Below are 18,830 nucleotides of genomic sequence, written 5' to 3'. Positions count from 1 at the left end.
GTTATAAAGAATAGCAAATGAGTTGTTTAAAAGTGTAAGAAAAGAAAGCGGATGGGCAATTAGGCGCCCATCCGCAGCTTCAGACGATCTGATTAATTACAGCTTGGCATACACTCTTTGCTCCATGTGCATACCCAGCCATCGTTGCCGAGTCCACGGCTGATAAAGATACTTGTACTTGTGGTCAAGGTGTTTGTATCCCACCCGCCGGCGAAGTTCTGAAGGTCTTCATCTTTCAGTTCTGCCATTACATCACCGGAAGGGTGAGGTACATCACCGAGGTTTCTTCTTGCCACCGGGTTTTTCCATGCGGATACCATCTCTTTGCTAAAAAACATAATAAATCTCTCCTTTTTGAATAATGGTAAAATAATGGTAGACTTGGAATTCCAAATATAGTATATTATTTTTTGGAAAGGATAGTCAACCCCAATTCTTACATATTGTTAAATAATTGGAAAGAGGAGATTATATTATGAAAAATTCCCAAATCCGCAATGAGTTTTTGAGAACCAGCAATGCAGTTGGTGTAGTTAGTGAGGAAGAACTGAGAATGCTCACCGGGGGAGCAGGTGACGTGAATCCAGAAACGACTCCGCTTACAACATCATCATGGCCTTGCGTCATTGGGGCAGTAGATATTTCTGCTAATCTTTGCCCAACTACTAAATGTACCAGCAAGTGCTAATAGTAATTATCAATACAAATTAAATTAAAAAGCTAAGATAAATGGCTACCCTTTCATGTAAGAATCTAGGGGATTACAACATGGTAAGAAACTGCAGGTGAGAGTTGGAGTAATCGTCAATCTGTCAACTTGTGGACATAATGAACTCAATTGAATGTGCAACGCGGCTGCTGTAAAGCTAGTCTTTATGGCAGCCTTCTTATTAATTCATGAGTAAGGGGTAATTATGATGATTGAGCTTCAAACCGCGTTTAAGCAAAGTGCATACCTGCATGAACTAACTCCATTTCATAAAGGACAACTTGACAATGGGGGAGAAGAAATTGATTACACCATCTCTGACAAGGCCTTGAACAATAAATTATGTGCTCTCCAAATGACCAAACAAGACTATGAATATGGAATTTATCATTATGAGGAACTGCTGGAGAACCATTCACCGGATTGGGTCCGGATTATTCAAGAAGTTACAGCCTTTGATCCAAAAGCTGTCTCGGATATAAAATATGAGCTTCCCCATAAATCCTTTATTACGTATTTCACTCCATTTATTTTGTACGTTCAGCATGAGTTTGAAGTGTTTTTTGAAGCCTTATCCCAATTAACTCCTCTAATGGAGAATAAGATCGATACCCATCAATACATGAGCAGTGTTATTGCCATCATCCATGGCGAGATTGATAAGCTGTCAACTAAGATGTTGATTGCGGAGCTGAATATAGCAAGACTTGAAGGAAGGTTGGAGGGTAACACCGGAGAGGACAGGTATATTTATTTTGTAGAACAGTATTTCGGCGATCCTAGAAACTTTGCTGAAATTTTTGAGGTCTATCCGGTACTGGGCAGAATTCTTTGTGAGCGTATCGTTCAATTAATAGATATACATAAATTGCTTGTAAACCGTTTTATACAAGACTATGCAATCATTGAAGCTATATTTGGTTTTCATACGCCTTGCCTGATTGGAGTCGAAGGGGATCTGGGGGATTCTCACAAGAAAGGAAGCAGTGTTGAGATCATTGAGACATCTGCGGGTAAATTGGTCTATAAGCCGCGTTCACTCATGGTTGATGCTCATTTCACTGAGGTTGTGAACTGGCTGAATAACAGCGGTGTGAAATACCCTTTACGTACAGCCAAGGTGCTGGATCGCAAGAAATATGGATGGCAGGAGTTTATTCCCTACAACGATTGTACTGACGAAGCACAGGTTCAGCGGTTTTTTTACAGACAAGGGATGAATGTAGCATTGCTTTATGCTTTTCGTTCGGTCGACTTTCATAATGAGAATTTAATCGCTTCTGGCGAGTATCCCATTCTAATTGATTTGGAAACGTTGTTTGACAATCACCTTGATTTATTTAAAAGCCAGAATGAACTTCATGTTACCGTGCTGGAGCTGAAGAATTCTGTGCTGTCCTCATTGATGCTGCCTATCAAATTTAAGCATGATCAGATGCTCGACTATGATTTAAGTGGCATTGCAGGGAGGGGAGGGCAGAAATCCAAGAAGAATAAGGGCTATGGTATAACTAACTTTGGCACAGATGCGATGTTTTTTGCTGAAAAGGAATTGTTAACACAGAATAAGCTTAATGTTCCAGCCATTAATGGCCATGAAATTGATATTTTTAGCTATAAACAATATTTGCTTGAAGGGTTCCGTGATACCTATCATTCTATTGAAATGCACAAGAATGAATTTGAGTCTTTGATGGATATCTTTAGTAATGATGAAATACGGCATGTCTTCAGACCGACCAATGTGTACGGTAAATTTCTGGATGCCAGCATACATCCCAAATATTTGCAAAGAGGGATTGACCGAGAGGGTTTATTTGACTACATGTGGTCTCTTACTGAATGGTCCGATCGTGCTCATTTATTTGTAAGTTCTGAGATTAATGATTTAGTGAATCATGATGTTCCTTATTTTACTTTCCGCGCAGGCAACAGGAACCTTTATAATGCAGCAGGTGAAGAGTTTGAAAATTTCTACAATGAAAGCAGTATAGCCTTAGTCAAGGCCCGTATCCGTTCCTTCTCTAAAGCCGATTGTCTAAAGCAAGAGAGGTACATCTCTCTTTCAATGGCAACGCTGATCGACAATGTATGGAAGGGGAATCTGGAGCAACCGGCCCAAAAGCTCATGTCTGTTTCGCTGGAAGAAGAGGTCCAAGCTATAGCCGACGGAATATTGTCTACTGCATTGTATGATGAAAAAGGCAGAGGGCCGGTTTGGATTAGCACCAATGTTGGTGATGAAGATGCTATCTATCTGTCACCGCTTCCGCCGGGTGTGTATGACGGATTAGGAGGCTTGGCAATTTTTTACGCGCAGTTGGGGGTTACCTTGGGCTCGGCGGAGTATGAGAAAGCAGCAAGATCTATTTTGAACGAGTTGATAAATGACGAACCATACTGGCTTGCCAATATGGATTCAACTTCTGCCTTTTTTGGTATTGGCACTTTTGTATATCTGTATTCATACCTAGGCTGTTTGTGGGGGGATGCCACACTGCTTGAGCGGGCTGTCAATACATTACCCGCCATCGAAAAGCTTCTTCCGTTAGAAAAAGATATTGATATTATCAGAGGACATGCCGGCTTGCTTAAGGTGTTAACTAACCTTTATCAAGCCTATCCAAATGATGAAGTTAAGAGAGTGCTTCAGAGTCTGACAGATCAGTTCCTGTCGGAACTGGGAAATACAGTCCTTCAAGAGGATAGCATGCGTTCTGCCGGGTTTGCCCATGGTCTTAGCGGGATTGTCTTTTCCTTGGCGCATGTCCAGAGTGTGCTTTCGTCACATGCAATTGAGCAGACAGTTATAGAATTACTACGCATAGAGAACGAATTTTATGTAGAAGCCAGCCGGAAATGGTTGGATTTGCGGGAGAATAAGCACGCATTAGCATCCAATTACTGGTGTCATGGTTCTTATGGCATCTTGTTGGCTCGGGCTCATATTGGATCTTTGCTGCCCGATGTACCGACTGAGCTTCTGCTTATTGATCGTTTAATGGAAGATGTACTAGAAGAACAAAGCGGACCTATCGGACACTCTATGTGTCATGGTGAAGTAGGTAACCGCAACATAATTATGGATGTTCGAAGTCTGGTTTCAGGGCGGGAACCTGTCGATACAGAGAACGTGGCACAGTTCAACCGGATACCCGGACAGCTTTGGCAAACGGGAATGCACCCTGATATTGAGTCGCTTGGTTTATTTACCGGGCTCAGCGGAATTGGCTTAGGCTTGCTCAGATTTCTTGATCCCAAGATCCCATCGATTCTCTCATTAGATATTCCGAAATATGAGGAAGTTATATGTTCATGATGAAGACACCGTTTGTGGAGCAAATGCTACAGACGGAGTGTGGCGTATGCTGTATTTCTATGGTGGCCGGAAAATACAAGGTACACAAGACTCTGAGGGAATTGCGTAACATGGCAGGTATAGGCCGCGATGGTGTCACAATGTATACAATGCGAAGTATGGCCACGCGGTTAGGCTTTGAAGCCAAGGTATTCCGGGCTGAATTGCACCAGCTCGTTGGGCTGCAATTACCAGTAATTGTCCACTGGGAAGAAAATCATTATGTAGTTGTCGATAAAATAGGCAAGAACAGTGTGAAAATTATTGACCCGGCCGTGGGCAGATGTACGATGTCCTTTGAACAATTTCAGAAGAGCTATAACTCCGTCGTATTGGAAATGATACCAACAGAGCAGGTAGTTCCGCAGAAAAAAGCATCGGTATGGGGTAAGTTTCTTAATTATTTAATGGAGATACCCAAAAATGTGGCTCTTGTCCTCGTGATGGCTATTATCTATCAGCTAGGAACTCTGGGCATGCCCATCTTGGTCCAGTATCTGATTGACAATATTATTACGGCTAATAAAGTTCAATTGTTGTCCGTATTTATGCTGAGCGTCATTCTATTGACAATTGTACAGGGGAGTGTTCAATTTTTCCGGGGGAAATTCATTATAGTCCTCAATAATATGCTCGATAAAAGGATGATGCAGCACTTCTTTTCCCACATCCTGCAGCTTCCGTATCAGTTCTTTCAGTTAAGATCGTTCGGTGATTTATTATTTCGCTCCAGTAGTCTCCGAGTTATCAGAGAAATGCTTTCTTCGCGGCTCGTACTTGGTCTCCTTGATATCAGTGCAATTACGTTTATTACAGTTTATATGCTCAACAAGTCTCTAATTCTTACATTAACAGTGATAGGCCTATCACTGTTAAATTTACTGGTATTGATTCTTACAAAGCGCCGGCTGAAAGAGGTCAATCAGAACGAAATTCAAAAGACATCCCAGCTCCAGAGCTATCAGACAGAGTTTTTATACGGCATTTTTGGAATCAAAACAGCGGGCATCGAGAAGGAAACGTATAGCCGTTGGTCCTCGTTCCTTGATCAACTGATTCATGCCTACAGGAATAAGGAAGGATTCATGAATTTGATTGCTTCTATTTCAGGGACTCTTCAAATGATCTCGCCGCTGCTGGTGTTATGGATTGGAGCTACACAGGTTTTCAACAAGCAGCTTTCGTTAGGTGAATTAATCGCGTTTTACTCGCTTTCAAATAATTTCTTCGGGATGAGCAGCTCTATTGTGCAAACGATCAATGCATTTTTACTTACTGGAGCGTATCTTGAGCGTGTGCAGGATGTATTGGATGAGCCGCTCGAGCATACAGACGATGATAAAGAGATTATTGAAGATTTTCAGGGGAATATTCTCTTGCAGAATGTATCATTCCGCTACAGTGAGCACAGTGAGCTGGTGGTAAAAGATATCAATCTGGATATTTCTTCGGGACAGAAAATAGCAATTGTCGGGCAATCCGGGGCTGGTAAGAGTACACTAGCTAAACTGATTCTTGGCTTGTATATGCCTTCGGAGGGATCTATTCTCTTTGATAGAAAAGATATCCGTGAACTGAATTTAAGCGCTCTACGCAAGCAGATTGGTGTTGTACCGCAGGATGCTTCGCTGTTTAATAGGAGCATTAAAGATAATATTGCCGTATACAATGAGAATGTCAGCATGGAAAATATTGAAGATGTTACCAAAATGTCGGAAATATATGAGGATATTGTCCGGATGCCCATGGGTTTTAATACAATGATTTCAGAACTCGGAATGAATATTTCTGGAGGACAACGGCAGCGGATTGCCTTGGCAAGGGCGTTGCTTAATAAACCGTCTCTCATGTTGTTGGATGAAGCCACTAGTTCATTGGATCATCAGAATGAAAAACGTATTGATCTTTTTCTCAGGAAGCTACAATGTACCCGGATCGTCATCGCACACAAGCTCACCACTATAATGGACTCAGACCTTATTATAGTGATGGAGGACGGGGGAATTGTGGCCCGTGGTACGCATCAGGAACTGCTTAAAACAAGTGAATTTTACAAAGAATTTTATGATAAATTTCAAGAAAGTGCATATCTTCCATTTGAAGAAAGGGGAAGTGCAATTTGAGAACATGTAAGAACCAAGCAGCCCTTATATTATGCTTACTGCTTATATGCTCTTTGCTAAATCCTATAAAATTGGCATACGCCGCCGATGAGCAAGAGGGCCTGACAGAGACTGTATATGTACTACTGGATAAACCAAAGCAAATAAAGAAGATTGACTCTATACTTATTAAAAACCAGATAAATGTCAAAAAAATTCAGGAGATTGGTTTCTTGCAATTAAAGGGAAATATCGGCCAACTGAATAGCTGTTTACAGGATATCTCGGCTGCTGTAGATGCTTCCTGGTATAAAGAGCCTATAGAATCATCAGAAGCCAAGCTGTTCCATAACAAAATTTCCTGGGATTTACACGGGATAGAAGAACTGAATGAATATCTGTGGTATGCGGAATCGCAGACTAACAATTATGAAACATATAAAATCCAGGAGGGTAACCCCGAGGTTAAGATAGCTCTTCTGGATAGCGGTGTGGATCTGTCAAATGAGAATTTTGGACAAACAATTGTTACAGCAAATAGCTGGAATTATGTAGACGGCAACAATAACGTTCAGGATCAAAACGGGCATGGTACTCAAGTTGCAGGGATAATGAATCTGCTGGCTCCGGAGATCAGTATTGTTCCATATAAAATTATGAATAACAATGGAGGAAACAGCTTTGATCTTCTCAGTGCTGTAGTACAGGCAACCAATGACAAAAATCAAGTAATTAATATCAGTGCCGGAAGTTACATTCAGTTGGACGAAGCAGGATATATCCTGCAAGAAGCTTATCAACGTGCGATTGATTATGCAGATAAAAATCAGGTGATTGTTGTTGCATCGGCCGGAAACCGCGGTTCCAATGCAGATTATGACAATGCTTCTAATGAGATACATGTTCCCAGTATGCTTGAGAATGTGATTAGTGTGGGGGCGGTAACAAAGAGCAACAGATTGGCTCCCTATTCTAATTATGGACCGTATATTGATTATGTTGCATATGGCGGTTATTTTGGGGATAACTTCGATACGGCCGGAGAGATTAATGTAACGGATCTGATGTTAACCGCATTTCCCGGCCAATTGCCGAATACACCACTGGACAGCATATTAAATATTCCACAAGGTTACTCTCTTTCATATGGAACAAGTTTGGCCGCTCCGCAGGTATCAGCTACAGCAGCACTGCTAATTTCTAACTATTATGACAAGCATCATAAATTTCCAAAATCAGATAAAATTCTTAATCTTCTGGAGAAAAGTGTTGTCGACCTTGGTGATCCGGGCCGGGATGATCAATATGGTTATGGACAGATTCTTGTAAACAAGGCTCTTGTAAAGAAAAATACTAAGACGGAGGGGGAATAAAGGATGGACAAGTACGAATATAATTATGTGTCAATTTCTGTAGGAATAATGAGCGGTAAAGTAAAGGAGGACTTCAAGGTAGTGATTGACCGTTATGCAGCGGATGGGTGGAAACTGCATAGTATTGTTCCTATGCCTTTACTGGCTGGTGGACAAGCATCTACGCTGGAGCTCATATTTGAACGCATAAAAGAATAATCTGTTATTGATCCCTATCATGATGTCAAGGTGAGGGCTCTTCAATACTTCCTGCTATTCCGGCACCATGAAAAGAACGGTCTTAACCCAGCGTTTCGTTGGAGTAAGGCCGTCTTTTTTATATGCCCCGGTAAAAACATCCGCTAACCCTGCTTGCGCCGCAACATCTGCCGGAATTCTGGTAAGCGTCGAACCTAGCCCACCTGTGAAACCTATGCCAGTCATGAGATCATAGGCATATCTTAAATCAAGGAGATCTGCCAGATGACCAATGCCGAACAACGCCAGTATGAGTGGACAGCACGCATCAGGGACTATCGAGCCAGTGGCCTCACCATGTCTGCCTGGTGCGAAGCACAGGGCTTGACCCTACATCAATTGAAATATTGGCTTCGCAAAATCGATTCCAGCCAGCCTCGCTCTTCCTCCCCTTCCTTTATTCCGGTGACCGTTTCTCCGCGATCCTCGCCTTCCGCCTTGACTCTTCATATCGGTCCGGCCTCTCTTGACGTGCAGGCAGGTTTTTCTCCTGAACTGCTTCGTCAAGTGGTTCAGGCCTTGAGCACTTATGTTGACGCTACCCGAAAGGGTTTATTTAGCCGGCGGCAGCACGGATCTACGCAAATCCATCGACGGCCTGGCCGCCCTGGCTCAGGAGCGATTTCAGCTCGATCCGTTCGCGCCCTGTCTGTTTGTATTTTGTAACCATCAGCGCGACAAACTCAAAATGCTCTATTGGGAACATAATGGCTTCTGGCTGCTGTACCGCCGCCTGGAACGCGGAAGCTTCCAGTGGCCGGGCCCTGACGACTCGCCGGTTGCACTTTCCTTTCGCGAACTTCGCTGGCTCTTGGATGGGCTTTCCCTTCACCGGCGGCAGGATCACAAGCAGGTTAAGGCTCAGATCGTCGTTTAACGTTTTTTTGTTTTATTAGAATTGGGGAGAAGGGAAATCATCATCGCAGATTGATGGCCGCAGGCACTGCGCTATTCAACCTGTCTATTGTTGGTATTACAATTCAGATGAATCCAAGCACATTACTGCTCTTCGGAATTATGGATGCAGTTAGCAGGCCGGTTTTTGATACACCTTTTAATACGCTGACTTACAATTATGTCAGCCAATTCAATCAAGGCGGCAGAATTAGCACAGAGCTTGTAGTATGGCGGGAATGCGCACTCAGTGTGGGGCGGATATCCAGTGTGGGAATCCTGGTTATGCTGTACAAATGGACGGACCCTGCTTCGACGTTAGGCTGGTTCATGTTAGGTATATTTCTTTAGGATGCCTGCCGCTGCTGCTTGCTGGACAGCTCGCGCTGCCTGGCAAACCTGCGGTAGAGGGCCCGGCTATCGGTCAGCCTTAATACAATCATCCGTCTAGTAATGAAAGGCCTCGGGACCGGAAGGTTCCGTGCTATGCTATATTAACCATCATTTATCGCAGAAACGGTACCGCCCTGAGGGCGGTACCGTTTCTGTTATGCTAAGTATTAGAGGACAGTTCCCGTCAGCCAGGTGATTCTTACTCAGCCAAACGAAGTCAGCACACTCTGCGTCACGATCTCTCTCAGTTCAGCCTTCTGTGCGGTGTATTGCTGCTGATTGATGCTTCCGCCCGCCAGTCTTGCTTCCAGCTGCTGGGTCAGCTGTTTGACCTGCAGGTTGATAACATTATTGATATTCCCGCCGTTCTCTTCTGCAATGGTGCGCAGGGATTTGCCGTCATATAGGGCGTCGTACAGCTCTTCATCGGAGGACTGGCTCAGGTTCAGGGCGTCCAGCAGCTCATCGGTATCGGCCACGTCAGATGTGGACCATTTGGCAACGGGAAGGGTATGTAATGCTGGCTTGCCCCAGGCAGTTCCTCCAAAGGACATGGCTACAATCATCGTTCCGACAATCATTACCCGCTTAATATTCATTCGTTTTATGTTCATATCTGTTATCCTCTTTTCATGATTGGTTATATCGTTCAGGGTTAGTGGTTTGCGGCGGCTAGTGAACTTCAGCTAAGTACAGTTTACCCGTCAATACTGAAATGAAGCTTAAGTCTTCTTAAAGATAACCTAAATGTTTAGGAAGCCCTGGTTCGTTCTAAAAGCATTTGCCTAACCGGTGTTTGCCAGCAGGCCCGGACGGTGATTCTAGTAGTAAATACCGGCGAAGCCTGCATTTCCTTGATCCGGCTTCTCCATTTGCGTTATTCTTGTAGGCACACAGCAATATATTTACCCTTAACCAAGCAAGTGCAAACGGAAGGATGAACCTCCTATGAAAAAAATACTGGTCGTCGATGATGAACCGGCCATTGTGAGTGCGATTGCCTATGCGCTGCGGCGTGAAGGCTATGAGGTAGATACCGCCGGTGACGGGGAGGAAGCGCTGAGCAAGACGAACACCTTCCACCCGAACGTGCTGGTGCTGGACGTAATGATGCCGAAGCTGAGCGGGTATGATGTGTGCCGCAAGCTTGAGAACCGTGATGATATCGGAATTATTCTGCTGACCGTCAAAAATGATATTGTCGATAAAATTGTCGGCCTGGAGCTTGGTGCAGACGATTATATGACCAAGCCGTTCGAGATCCGTGAGCTGCTGGCCCGGGTCAAGGCACTGCTGCGCAGGCTGGAGAAGAATACGGCCGAGGTTAAAAGCGAGCTGATCGAATACGGCATTCTGCGGGTGCATCCCGACCGGCGCAGCGCCGAGCTTGGGGAGGAGAGCCTTGAGCTGACTCCGAAGGAATTCGATCTGCTGCTGCTGCTGCTCTCCCACCCGCAGCGGGTGTATATGCGCGAAGAGCTGCTGGAGCAGGTGTGGGATATGGACTACGCCGGGGGAACGCGTACGGTGGATATCCATATTCAGCGGCTGCGCAAAAAGCTGGGCGAGCCCTACCAGAACATCCTGCAGACCGTCTATGGCGTAGGCTATAAGGCTGTGCCTGCGGGGAGCTACCCATGAGAGTCAGCATCAAGCTGAAGTTCAGCCTGTTCCTGGCTCTGCTGCTTATTCTTGCGCTCAGCGTGCTGAGCTATTTCGTGCTGCGCGGTGTGGAGCGCAATCAGCAGGGGCAGACGGAGAGCTATCTGGCCCAGCATGTTACAACCGTTAATCTGCGCGTGAAGCAGACTTACTATACCGGCGTGCGCCTCACGCCGCAGGCCTTCATGCAGCAGCGGGGCCGGGCGCTGGCCGCCGAGCTGGCCGGGTACACCGGCCTGGAGGTGACCCTGTACGACAGCCAGGGTCAGCAGGTGGGAACCTCGGCGCAGGGTGAGCCGGGGCCGGGCAGGCCGGATGTCAGCACGGCACTGGACTACGCGCTGAATAATAAAGTCGCCTATCAGAGTGAAGGCGACAAGCTGCTGTATCTGGCTCCGCTGCAGGGGCCGGAGGAGCAGATGGGTGTGGTGCAGCTGCAGTACTCGCTGCAGGACGCCCGGAGCTTCCAGCAGACGCTGCTGAATCTGTTCCTGACGACAGGAGGCGCGGTGCTGGGGCTCAGCTTCATCATCGGGTACCTGTACTTCAACCGCGCTGCGGCAGCGATCGGCCGCTTGAAGAAATCGGCGGAGGACATCCGCCGTGCCGATTACATCTCGGCTCCGCCTGTGAAGCGCAAGGATGAGCTTGGCGAGCTGGCGGAAGGCATCTACTTCATGAGCCGGGAGATCGAGAGCAGCATTGCCGCGAAGGACGAGGAGCGGCGCAAGCTGCAGCTCGCTGTGGAGAAGCTGCAGGCGCTGGAGCAGCAGCAGAAGCAGTACATCGGGAATATCAGCCATGAGTTCAAGACACCGCTGACTTCAATCAAGGCGTATGTTGATCTGCTGAACATGTATGACGATGACCCCGAGCTGCTGCATGATGCCAAGCTCAGCATTGCCAAGGAGACAGACCGGCTGTATGAGATGGTGGAGAAGGTGCTGCAGCTGACCGCGCTGGAGAAATATGATTTCGAATCCCAGGCAGAGCTGCTGGAGGTCGAGGGCATGCTGCGGGATATATGCGGCCGGATGAAAGGCAAAGCCGAGCGTTATGGCCTTACGGTATCGCTTGACGTCAAGCCGGCGCATATCTGGATCGATAAAGAGAGCTTCATGCATATCTTCATCAATCTGCTCGACAATGCGATCAAATATAATGTTCCGCAGGGAAGCATTCATATACGGAGCGAGGTCAGGGACGGGCGGGTATGGATTACAATCCGCGATTCCGGTATCGGCATTCCTGAAGAGTCGCGGGACAAGATCTTCGAGCCGTTCTATACGGTTAACCGTGACCGTTCAAGAGCCTCGGGAGGCACGGGGCTTGGACTCTCGCTGGTCCGTAACCTGGTGGAGAAGCAGAACGGAACCATAGCACTGCTGGAAAGCTCAGGCGAGGGCGCAGCGTTTGAGCTGTCTTTTCCCTTAGTGTCCTGAGGGGACTACGTTTACAACTTGGAAACATTCTATATGCGGTTTGGAAATAAGCATCCGGTATGCTGGGAGTAACACAAGCTGGAGGGAAGCCTAATGAATGCTGAGAACAATAGAAGACGGGGCAAGGTGCGGGCAATTCTGCTATGTGGTGCGGTTCTGCTGTCCTTGACAGGCTGCGCTGCGGAGAATACTGAAACAAGGCAGGTGGTGGAGAAATCCGGCCGCAAAATTACGGTCCTCGATAACATTAGCGAATCCGTCTATACCCAGTTGAAGCTGGAAGGGATCGATAAGGTGGAGGGTGTGCGGGGCACGGATTTCGTCAGCGAGGACGTCATGGTTGTGACCAAAGAAAACCGTAATCTCTCTGCGCAGGTGATCGAAGGCCAGGAAAGATATCCGCTGAATCTCTATCTGCATACACTCTCCACGGGTGATGAAACTCCGCTGCAGGAGGGGGAGCTGAATTATGGTTCACCGCAAATGTCTCCGGACAAGACGCATGTATTCTACAAAGAGCTGTATGAAGCTACTGGACTTGGCTATATTATGGAACTGGCCACGGGCGTTTCGGTGAAAATGAGTGATGCGGAGTTCAGAAGCGAAGAAGGAAGATGGGCGGATAACGATCATGTGATTTATCCGGATATGGAAGGCAATATCCTGAGCGCGGATGTGACCGGCAAGCAGGAGACAGTGCTGAAGACCGGCATCCCTTATGTACATGAGGTCATGCAGAGCGGCAGCCGGATTCTATTTGTCACGGGTGAAGACAGCCAGCTTAGCGCTTATGATACCAACACGAAGCAGACCAAGGTGCTGGGGAAAAATGTAATGTGGGTGATTCCGTCACCGGACGGGAGCACGCTCGCAATTGTTGAACGGAAGGGTCCGGGCGAGATGGTGCTGAAGCTCTGTGACAGTGAAGGTAATGAACAGTCCCAGCTTGCTGCAGGCCAGCAGATCTTCGGTACCAGCTGGTCGCCGGACGGCAGCAAGCTGGCCTATGCAGTCACTGCAGCAGGTTCTGCTGATGACCAGGAAGACCTGTTCATTACCGAGGTGGAGACCGGAGAACAGACGCCGGTGCTGAATGATATCCGCGTGTCTGACCAGCTGCACTGGAGCCCCTCGGGCAAGAAGCTTCTGGCCACAGCAACTGTGCTGAAGGACAACGTCTATCAGTTCCTCACCTATGTGGTCAGTTTGTCTTAATGCTCCGGATCAGCAGCTTGGCGCCAGCACTTGGAATCTTCGCACAAGAAGGTCAGCCGGAGGTTTTCCGGCTGACAACACCGATCATTTTCGCTTTTTGCCGGGTAAGCTAAGCCACTTAAAATCCTGCATCAAATACAACATTCCCCTCCTAAAATCGGCCAAAATCCAAAATTGTTGCAGGAAATGCAGCATCTCTTCGCTTCCAAGCAGATGAATAAGATAATTCTTGTATTTCATACAACAATCCTCCCGGACACGCAGCTATCCATGAACCAAAGTTGTAAATAATGCAACAATAATACGCCTACAGTACCATGAACCCTCCATCCGCCCGTAAGAGCACCCCGGAGGCCCTTTAACATTCATCGAATATATTCATACTTGACAGGTGGGTTTAAGGGGTATATGATAGCAGCAATAGTTCACTACTAATTAAATGAACAGTGAAATAATAAATACGACCATCATATTTGAGCTGATTGGACCACCAAAGGCTCCCGCAAATATTCCCGTACAGGGGATTTTCCGGGGGCCTTTTTGGGTTCCTTTGGATAGACAGCAGAGGAGAGATAGCGTGGAAGATAACCCGTGGGAGCGGCTGGAGGAGGCAGACCACCTGTTCCGCAAAATGGTACGCAGATTCGTCAAGGAACGTGACCGCGTAAGCGTGGAGGGGATTTCCTTGCCCGGCATGCTGATTCTGCAAAAGATTATCCGTGATGGTGAGCAGCGGCTGGGCGATCTGGCAGAGCAGCTCGATTTCACTTCGGGCGCTATAACGGCGCTGAGTGACAAGCTGGAGGCAGGCGGATATACGGTGCGCAGACGCAAGGAAGATGACCGCAGAACCGTCCTGCTTGATATTACGGCCAAGGGCCGGGAGATGGTGGAGCGCAACGGCAACATCGGTGCCCGATGTATTACGCTTCTGTTCGAGGGCTTTACGGATGAGGAGCTTGAGCAGCAGAGCCGCTTCTATGAACGGATCATCGGCAATCTGGAAGGGTTCTCGGATACGCTGCTGAAGCTGGCACAGCAAAATGCTGAAATTCCCGTACCTCAAGAGCCTGAACAGAAGCCGCGTGCAGAGGTGAAGAAGAACTATCTCAGCTATTGAAAATGAAGTTTCCGCTAACACAACTTAAGCGTGTGCTTCCGAAGCGAGTTTTGCGAAGTGAATCAATGAAGCTTATCCTAACAAAACTTTAAGGAGAGATGATCATGGGACATTCAACAATTTATCCGACAGGGGCGACGGTATATAACCCGTCCAAGGCATGGAGCGGCTACACTGTATTTCAGGCGGGCGATGAGGGAGTCGTGCTGATCGATATGAGCGGCAAGGAAGTGCATCTGTGGCAAGGGCTGATCGGCTTCCCTGCCAAAATCCTCCCGGGCGGCTACGTCCTGGGCAGCACGGGCAGAAGAGATCCCAAATTCGGCATTCAGGATAATGTCGATCTGGTTCAGGTCGATTGGGACGGCAATGTGGTCTGGAGATACAACAGCTACGAGCATATCGAGGACCCTGGGTATGAGCCGCTGTGGTACGCCCGCCAGCATCACGACTATCAGCGGGAGGGCAATCCGGTCGGATACTACGCTCCCGGGCTTGAACCTTCAGCTAACAGCGGGACAACGCTGATCTTAGCGCATAAGAATCTGCACAATCCTGAGATTTCCGATAAGCAGCTGCTGGATGACACGATCATTGAGGTGGACTGGGAAGGCAATGTGATCTGGGAGTGGGCGGCCAGCGATCATTTCGCGGAGCTTGGATTTGATCAGGCGGCGCGAAATGTTCTCTTCCGCGATCCCAACACCCGCTCCTTCGGAGATCTGGGCGGCGGCGTAGGCGACTGGCTGCATATCAACTCCGCTTCCTACGTAGGGCCGAACAAATTCTATGATAACGGAGATGAGCGTTTCCACCCGGACAATATTATCTGGGATGCGCGCGAGGCGAATATCATCGCCATCACTGACAAGCGCAGCGGGGCTATCGTCTGGCGGCTGGGACCGGACTACTCTCTGCCTGAAGTGAAGCATATCGACTGGATTATCGGCCAGCATCACGCCCACATCATTCCGAAGGGACTGCCGGGCGAAGGCAATCTGCTCGTATTCGATAACGGCGGCTGGGGCGGATATGGGCTGCCGAATCCCTCTTCACCTTTTGGACAGAAGAATGCGTTGCGTGACCATTCCCGTGTGCTGGAGATTAATCCGGTGACACTGGATATTGAGTGGCAGTATACCTCGGCGGAGGCCGGGTTCTCCGTTCCGACCGATTCCTATAAGTTCTACAGTCCGTATATCAGCTCGGCGCAGCGGCTCCCGAACGGCAACACGCTGATTACCGAGGGTTCGAACGGGCGCCTGTTCGAGGTGACGGCGGAGCATGAGCTGGTCTGGGAGTATATCTCCCCTTACACCGACCGCCGCAATACGAATATGGTCTACCGTTCCTACCGTGTACCCTATGCCTGGGTGCCGCAGCTGGCGAAGCCGCAGGAGATTGCCATCGAGGCCATCGATGTGACCAGCTTCAGAGTGCCGGGAGCTGCGCCGAAGGGATCGGCTTCGGTAGTGAGTGTAGCGACCACACTTCCGTTTACAGAGGGGGCCGCTTGCGTGGCTACTGCGGAAGAAGGCAGCGTCCGGAGAACCAGTTAGATAATAAGATAAGCTATAGAAATTTATAGACGAAGAGGTGCGTAGTTTTGAAAAAATCATGGTACGGCTCAGCCTTCCTGCTCTTATCCTTATCTCTGGTACTGGTTCTGTCCGGCTGCAGCTCCAAGGGAGACGCGGCGGCTTCCACAGGAACGGCCGGCGGCCAGCAGAAGACTCTGAAGATTAGAATTGCCGACATCAATACGAATCCTACCTTCCGGGTAGCAGTCGATAAAGGCATCTTCGCCAACCACGGCATCGATGCAGAAATCATCAACTTCGGTACTCCGGCTGAGGGAGTGAATGCGCTATTCATCAAGCAGGTAGACGTGGCCTTCGGTGCTGATTTCCCGGTGCTCAATGCCGTCTCCAAGGGCGACTATTCCATTATTGCTTCCGCCGGCCAGGCCACGGATCAGGCAGCGGCAGTATGGAAGCTTTACGTAAGGGACGAGATCAAGTCTGCTGCGGATCTGAAAGGCAAGAACCTAAGCTTCATGCGCGGTACGTTTCTGCCGTATCTGTGGGATGAATACCTGAAGGAGCAGGGCATTGCGCTAAGCGACGTGAAGCTGACAGGACAGGGTGCGTTCGACGAAGCCTTCATTGCACTGAAGCAGGGCGATGTGGATGCTGGCTGGTTCAGCGGTTCAGCGCTGACGGATAAGCTGGCTGCGCTTGAGGGTGTACATGAGCTGACGGATATGTCGAAGACCCCAGTGCGCCTGGGGATGGGGATTGTCGCAGGGAATGCTTTTGTGCAGGCGAATCCTGAGGGGATTGGCGAATTCCTGGCGGCGGTGGACGAGGCTGCGGCTTATACCCAGGAGCATCCCGAGGAGGTGGCCGATCTGATGTTCAAGGAACTGAAGCAGCCGAAGGAAGCAACGCTGAAGGACTTGCCGACGAATCCGTGGAAGGTGGGCTTTACCCAGGCTGCGTATGACAGTCTTGCCGGACAGAAAAAGTATATGGTCGATACAGGAATCATTGAACAGGATTTTGATCTGGACAGCAAGCTCAGTCTGGACCCGCTGAAGCAGGCTTTGCCGGATAAAGTGACTTTTGCCAAGTAGCTTAGCTTACACGAAATAACTTAACTTTCTGGAGGTGCCTCATGTCTTTACCTGCCAAACAGCATGCCATCCATATCGAGCAGCTGCGCAAGAGCTACAGCGAGCCTGCGGCCGGGGACGTTCATTACATTATCAAGGATGTGAACCTGGTGATCAAAGGCGGTGAGTTCTTCGTATTGCTCGGTCCGAGCGGCTGCGGCAAATCAACGCTGCTCAACATGATCGCCGGGTTTGTCTCCAAATCGGGCGGCAATCTGCGGGTGGACAACGTCGAGGTGGATAAGCCGGGCCGGGACCGGGCGGTTGTATTTCAGCAGGCAGACTCTTCCCTGTTCCCCTGGCTCACGGTGCGGGAGAATGTAGAGTTCGGACTGCGGATGAAGAAGACGGCCAAGGCAGAGCGCCGGACGATATCAGACCGGTATATCACGCTAGTCGGGCTGAACGGGCATGAGGATAAATTCCCGAAGGAATTGTCGGGAGGGATGAAGCAGCGGGTACAGCTGGCCCGGGTACTGGCGAATGATCCGGCGATTCTGCTGATGGATGAGCCCTTTGGCGCGCTGGATGCCATGACCCGGCGGACGATGCAGAAGGAACTGGTGCAAATATGGCGTGAGACGCATAAGACCGTTATATTCGTAACGCACGATATTCAGGAAGCACTGCTGCTGGGTGAGCGCATCGGCATCATGTCCGTGGGGCCTTCCTCCAATATCACCGATATATACGACAATGCGCTGCCGTTTCCGCGGGATGTGGCCTCGCCGGAGTTCTACTCGCTGTACAATCAAATTCAGAGCCATTTTGAAGAATAGGATCGGGGGGCAGTACATGTTGAAATGGGTGGAGAAAAAATGGGTCTCGGTCTCCCTGCTATGGATTGCCACACTCTGCATCTGGCAGCTGGGCGCATGGGTGTATGGTCCGGATGTCATCCCCGGGCCATGGGCCACGCTTAAGGGAGGGCGGGAACTGGTCCAAGACGGCACCTTGATGCAGTATATCGGCATCAGCTTTTACCGCGTGCTTGTCGGTTGGGTACTCGGCAGTCTGCTGGCTATTCCGGCAGGGCTGATCATCGGAAAAGTAAACGTAATCCGCATATTTGCCGAGCCGTTCTTGAATTTCATCCGCTTTATCCCGCCGATTGCCTTCATCACCCTTTTTCTGGTCTGGTTCGGCATCGGGGAGCAGTCAAAGATTGCCCTGATTATGTACGCTACCTTCTTCATTGTTGTGCTGAACACCTTGACCGGTGTAATGTCGGTAGAGGAGGATAAGGTCCGCTCGGCCCGCAGCATGGGGGCAAATGAATGGCAGATTCTGCTGCACGTGATTGTGCCGGCTACGATTCCATATATCTTCACCGGTGTACGGCTGGCAATGGGAACCTCCTACATGGCTATTATCGGGGCAGAAATGATTGCTTCCAACGAAGGTGTCGGTTATCTGATTTGGAATTCGCGGCTGTTCTTCCGTACCGACTGGATATTCGTCGGGCTGTTCTGTCTGGGCTTCATGGGCTTCTTCACCGACAGGCTGTTCGGCTGGTTCGGGAAGAAGGTGCTCTACCGCTATGGTGTGGTCAATGTGGCTGCGCGGAGAAGGTAGAGGCTGGACTTACCCGGCTTGGCAATAACACAAAGGCGACTTACAGTACACAAACCACTGCCCATCAATCATGGGC

The 18,830-nt window shown here is 48.7% G+C and carries 18 protein-coding genes and 1 pseudogene; 16 read left to right on the top strand and 3 right to left on the bottom strand.

Annotated features, from left to right (window positions below; genetic code table 11):
* Positions 1 to 92: 92 nt before the first annotated feature.
* Positions 93 to 338: a plantaricin C family lantibiotic gene (locus tag NSU14_RS30355; protein ID WP_042132907.1), complete on the bottom strand. Its 246-nt coding sequence runs from the start codon at positions 336 to 338 to the stop codon at positions 93 to 95.
* 137 nt (positions 339 to 475) lie between these two features.
* On the opposite strand from NSU14_RS30355, the gene NSU14_RS30350 reads away from it, so the two are divergent.
* From NSU14_RS30350 to NSU14_RS30320, 8 genes and pseudogenes are all read left to right on the top strand, one after another.
* The gene (locus tag NSU14_RS30350; protein ID WP_076243499.1) at positions 476 to 688 is read left to right on the top strand and encodes a class II lanthipeptide, LchA2/BrtA2 family; all 213 of its coding nucleotides are present in this window, start codon (positions 476 to 478) and stop codon (positions 686 to 688) included.
* Between the two features lie 226 nt (positions 689 to 914).
* Positions 915 to 4,028: a type 2 lanthipeptide synthetase LanM family protein gene (locus NSU14_RS30345; RefSeq protein ID WP_081969793.1), complete on the top strand. Its 3,114-nt coding sequence runs from the start codon at positions 915 to 917 to the stop codon at positions 4,026 to 4,028.
* Positions 4,025 to 6,190 (top strand): peptidase domain-containing ABC transporter, encoded by a 2,166-nt coding sequence (locus NSU14_RS30340; RefSeq protein WP_340948270.1) that lies wholly within the window; start codon positions 4,025 to 4,027, stop codon positions 6,188 to 6,190. Before NSU14_RS30345 ends, NSU14_RS30340 begins: the two co-directional genes overlap by 4 nt.
* Positions 6,187 to 7,542 carry a S8 family peptidase gene (locus tag NSU14_RS30335; protein WP_081969794.1) on the top strand — a complete coding sequence of 452 codons (1,356 nt, stop codon included), beginning with the start codon at positions 6,187 to 6,189 and terminating at the stop codon, positions 7,540 to 7,542. Before NSU14_RS30340 ends, NSU14_RS30335 begins: the two co-directional genes overlap by 4 nt.
* 3 nt (positions 7,543 to 7,545) lie before the next feature.
* On the top strand, positions 7,546 to 7,740 hold the full coding sequence (locus tag NSU14_RS30330) for a DUF4177 domain-containing protein (protein WP_042132911.1): 195 nt from the start codon (positions 7,546 to 7,548) through the stop codon (positions 7,738 to 7,740).
* A gap of 264 nt (positions 7,741 to 8,004) precedes the next feature.
* Positions 8,005 to 8,226: pseudogene (gene tnpA / locus NSU14_RS36070) on the top strand (IS66 family insertion sequence element accessory protein TnpA); the annotation flags it as partial.
* 82 nt (positions 8,227 to 8,308) lie between these two features.
* Positions 8,309 to 8,656: an IS66 family insertion sequence element accessory protein TnpB gene (gene tnpB / locus NSU14_RS30325; protein ID WP_076243501.1), complete on the top strand. Its 348-nt coding sequence runs from the start codon at positions 8,309 to 8,311 to the stop codon at positions 8,654 to 8,656.
* 53 nt (positions 8,657 to 8,709) lie between these two features.
* A complete protein-coding gene (locus NSU14_RS30320; RefSeq protein ID WP_042132914.1) occupies positions 8,710 to 9,024 on the top strand; it encodes a hypothetical protein in 315 nt (104 codons plus the stop codon).
* A gap of 245 nt (positions 9,025 to 9,269) precedes the next feature.
* Here NSU14_RS30320 and NSU14_RS30315 read toward each other — a convergent pair whose 3' ends face one another.
* On the bottom strand, positions 9,270 to 9,680 hold the full coding sequence (locus NSU14_RS30315; RefSeq protein WP_231575269.1) for a hypothetical protein: 411 nt from the start codon (positions 9,678 to 9,680) through the stop codon (positions 9,270 to 9,272).
* Positions 9,681 to 10,014: 334 nt separating this feature from the next.
* On the opposite strand from NSU14_RS30315, the gene NSU14_RS30310 reads away from it, so the two are divergent.
* The 3 genes from NSU14_RS30310 (at position 10,015) to NSU14_RS30300 (ending at position 13,385) form a co-directional block, all read left to right on the top strand.
* Positions 10,015 to 10,707: a response regulator transcription factor gene (locus tag NSU14_RS30310; RefSeq protein ID WP_042132918.1), complete on the top strand. Its 693-nt coding sequence runs from the start codon at positions 10,015 to 10,017 to the stop codon at positions 10,705 to 10,707.
* The gene (locus tag NSU14_RS30305) at positions 10,704 to 12,170 is read left to right on the top strand and encodes a sensor histidine kinase (protein WP_340948267.1); all 1,467 of its coding nucleotides are present in this window, start codon (positions 10,704 to 10,706) and stop codon (positions 12,168 to 12,170) included. The genes NSU14_RS30310 and NSU14_RS30305 overlap by 4 nt, the downstream gene beginning before the upstream one ends.
* A 93-nt stretch (positions 12,171 to 12,263) precedes the next feature.
* A complete protein-coding gene (locus NSU14_RS30300; RefSeq protein WP_340948266.1) occupies positions 12,264 to 13,385 on the top strand; it encodes a TolB family protein in 1,122 nt (373 codons plus the stop codon).
* An 84-nt stretch (positions 13,386 to 13,469) separates the two neighbouring features.
* Here NSU14_RS30300 and NSU14_RS30295 read toward each other — a convergent pair whose 3' ends face one another.
* Positions 13,470 to 13,625 carry a hypothetical protein gene (locus NSU14_RS30295; RefSeq protein WP_340948265.1) on the bottom strand — a complete coding sequence of 52 codons (156 nt, stop codon included), beginning with the start codon at positions 13,623 to 13,625 and terminating at the stop codon, positions 13,470 to 13,472.
* Between the two features lie 337 nt (positions 13,626 to 13,962).
* On the opposite strand from NSU14_RS30295, the gene NSU14_RS30290 reads away from it, so the two are divergent.
* The 5 genes from NSU14_RS30290 to NSU14_RS30270 all read left to right on the top strand — a co-directional run bounded on the left by NSU14_RS30290 (position 13,963) and on the right by NSU14_RS30270 (position 18,754).
* The gene (locus NSU14_RS30290) at positions 13,963 to 14,505 is read left to right on the top strand and encodes a MarR family winged helix-turn-helix transcriptional regulator (protein WP_039300070.1); all 543 of its coding nucleotides are present in this window, start codon (positions 13,963 to 13,965) and stop codon (positions 14,503 to 14,505) included.
* Positions 14,506 to 14,609: 104 nt separating this feature from the next.
* Positions 14,610 to 16,064 carry an aryl-sulfate sulfotransferase gene (locus NSU14_RS30285; protein WP_340948263.1) on the top strand — a complete coding sequence of 485 codons (1,455 nt, stop codon included), beginning with the start codon at positions 14,610 to 14,612 and terminating at the stop codon, positions 16,062 to 16,064.
* A gap of 47 nt (positions 16,065 to 16,111) precedes the next feature.
* Positions 16,112 to 17,140, top strand: coding sequence for an ABC transporter substrate-binding protein (locus tag NSU14_RS30280; RefSeq protein WP_340948262.1), 1,029 nt, complete (start codon positions 16,112 to 16,114; stop codon positions 17,138 to 17,140).
* Positions 17,141 to 17,181: 41 nt separating this feature from the next.
* A complete protein-coding gene (locus tag NSU14_RS30275; RefSeq protein WP_042132928.1) occupies positions 17,182 to 17,958 on the top strand; it encodes an ABC transporter ATP-binding protein in 777 nt (258 codons plus the stop codon).
* Between the two features lie 16 nt (positions 17,959 to 17,974).
* Positions 17,975 to 18,754 carry an ABC transporter permease gene (locus tag NSU14_RS30270; RefSeq protein ID WP_336102908.1) on the top strand — a complete coding sequence of 260 codons (780 nt, stop codon included), beginning with the start codon at positions 17,975 to 17,977 and terminating at the stop codon, positions 18,752 to 18,754.
* Positions 18,755 to 18,830: the final 76 nt, after the last annotated feature.

The organism is Paenibacillus sp. FSL R10-2771 (assembly GCF_038000205.1).
GTDB classification, from domain to species: domain Bacteria; phylum Bacillota; class Bacilli; order Paenibacillales; family Paenibacillaceae; genus Paenibacillus_AQ; species Paenibacillus_AQ phytohabitans.
The sequence above is the reverse complement of the archived record's forward strand: the minus strand, read 5'-3'. Positions and strand labels throughout refer to the sequence as shown.

Excerpts from the sequence above, each read along its gene's own strand:
- NSU14_RS30355 (WP_042132907.1), bottom strand. The coding sequence starts at position 338 with ATGTTTTTTAGCAAAGAGATGGTATCCGCATGGAAAAACCCGGTGGCA.
- NSU14_RS30350 (WP_076243499.1), top strand. The coding sequence starts at position 476 with ATGAAAAATTCCCAAATCCGCAATGAGTTTTTGAGAACCAGCAATGCA.
- NSU14_RS30345 (WP_081969793.1), top strand. The coding sequence starts at position 915 with ATGATGATTGAGCTTCAAACCGCGTTTAAGCAAAGTGCATACCTGCAT.
- NSU14_RS30340 (WP_340948270.1), top strand. The coding sequence starts at position 4,025 with ATGATGAAGACACCGTTTGTGGAGCAAATGCTACAGACGGAGTGTGGC.
- NSU14_RS30330 (WP_042132911.1), top strand. The coding sequence starts at position 7,546 with ATGGACAAGTACGAATATAATTATGTGTCAATTTCTGTAGGAATAATG.
- tnpB (WP_076243501.1), top strand. The coding sequence starts at position 8,309 with ATGTTGACGCTACCCGAAAGGGTTTATTTAGCCGGCGGCAGCACGGAT.
- NSU14_RS30320 (WP_042132914.1), top strand. The coding sequence starts at position 8,710 with ATGGCCGCAGGCACTGCGCTATTCAACCTGTCTATTGTTGGTATTACA.
- NSU14_RS30315 (WP_231575269.1), bottom strand. The coding sequence starts at position 9,680 with ATGAACATAAAACGAATGAATATTAAGCGGGTAATGATTGTCGGAACG.
- NSU14_RS30310 (WP_042132918.1), top strand. The coding sequence starts at position 10,015 with ATGAAAAAAATACTGGTCGTCGATGATGAACCGGCCATTGTGAGTGCG.
- NSU14_RS30305 (WP_340948267.1), top strand. The coding sequence starts at position 10,704 with ATGAGAGTCAGCATCAAGCTGAAGTTCAGCCTGTTCCTGGCTCTGCTG.
- NSU14_RS30300 (WP_340948266.1), top strand. The coding sequence starts at position 12,264 with ATGAATGCTGAGAACAATAGAAGACGGGGCAAGGTGCGGGCAATTCTG.
- NSU14_RS30295 (WP_340948265.1), bottom strand. The coding sequence starts at position 13,625 with ATGAAATACAAGAATTATCTTATTCATCTGCTTGGAAGCGAAGAGATG.
- NSU14_RS30285 (WP_340948263.1), top strand. The coding sequence starts at position 14,610 with ATGGGACATTCAACAATTTATCCGACAGGGGCGACGGTATATAACCCG.
- NSU14_RS30275 (WP_042132928.1), top strand. The coding sequence starts at position 17,182 with ATGTCTTTACCTGCCAAACAGCATGCCATCCATATCGAGCAGCTGCGC.
- NSU14_RS30270 (WP_336102908.1), top strand. The coding sequence starts at position 17,975 with ATGTTGAAATGGGTGGAGAAAAAATGGGTCTCGGTCTCCCTGCTATGG.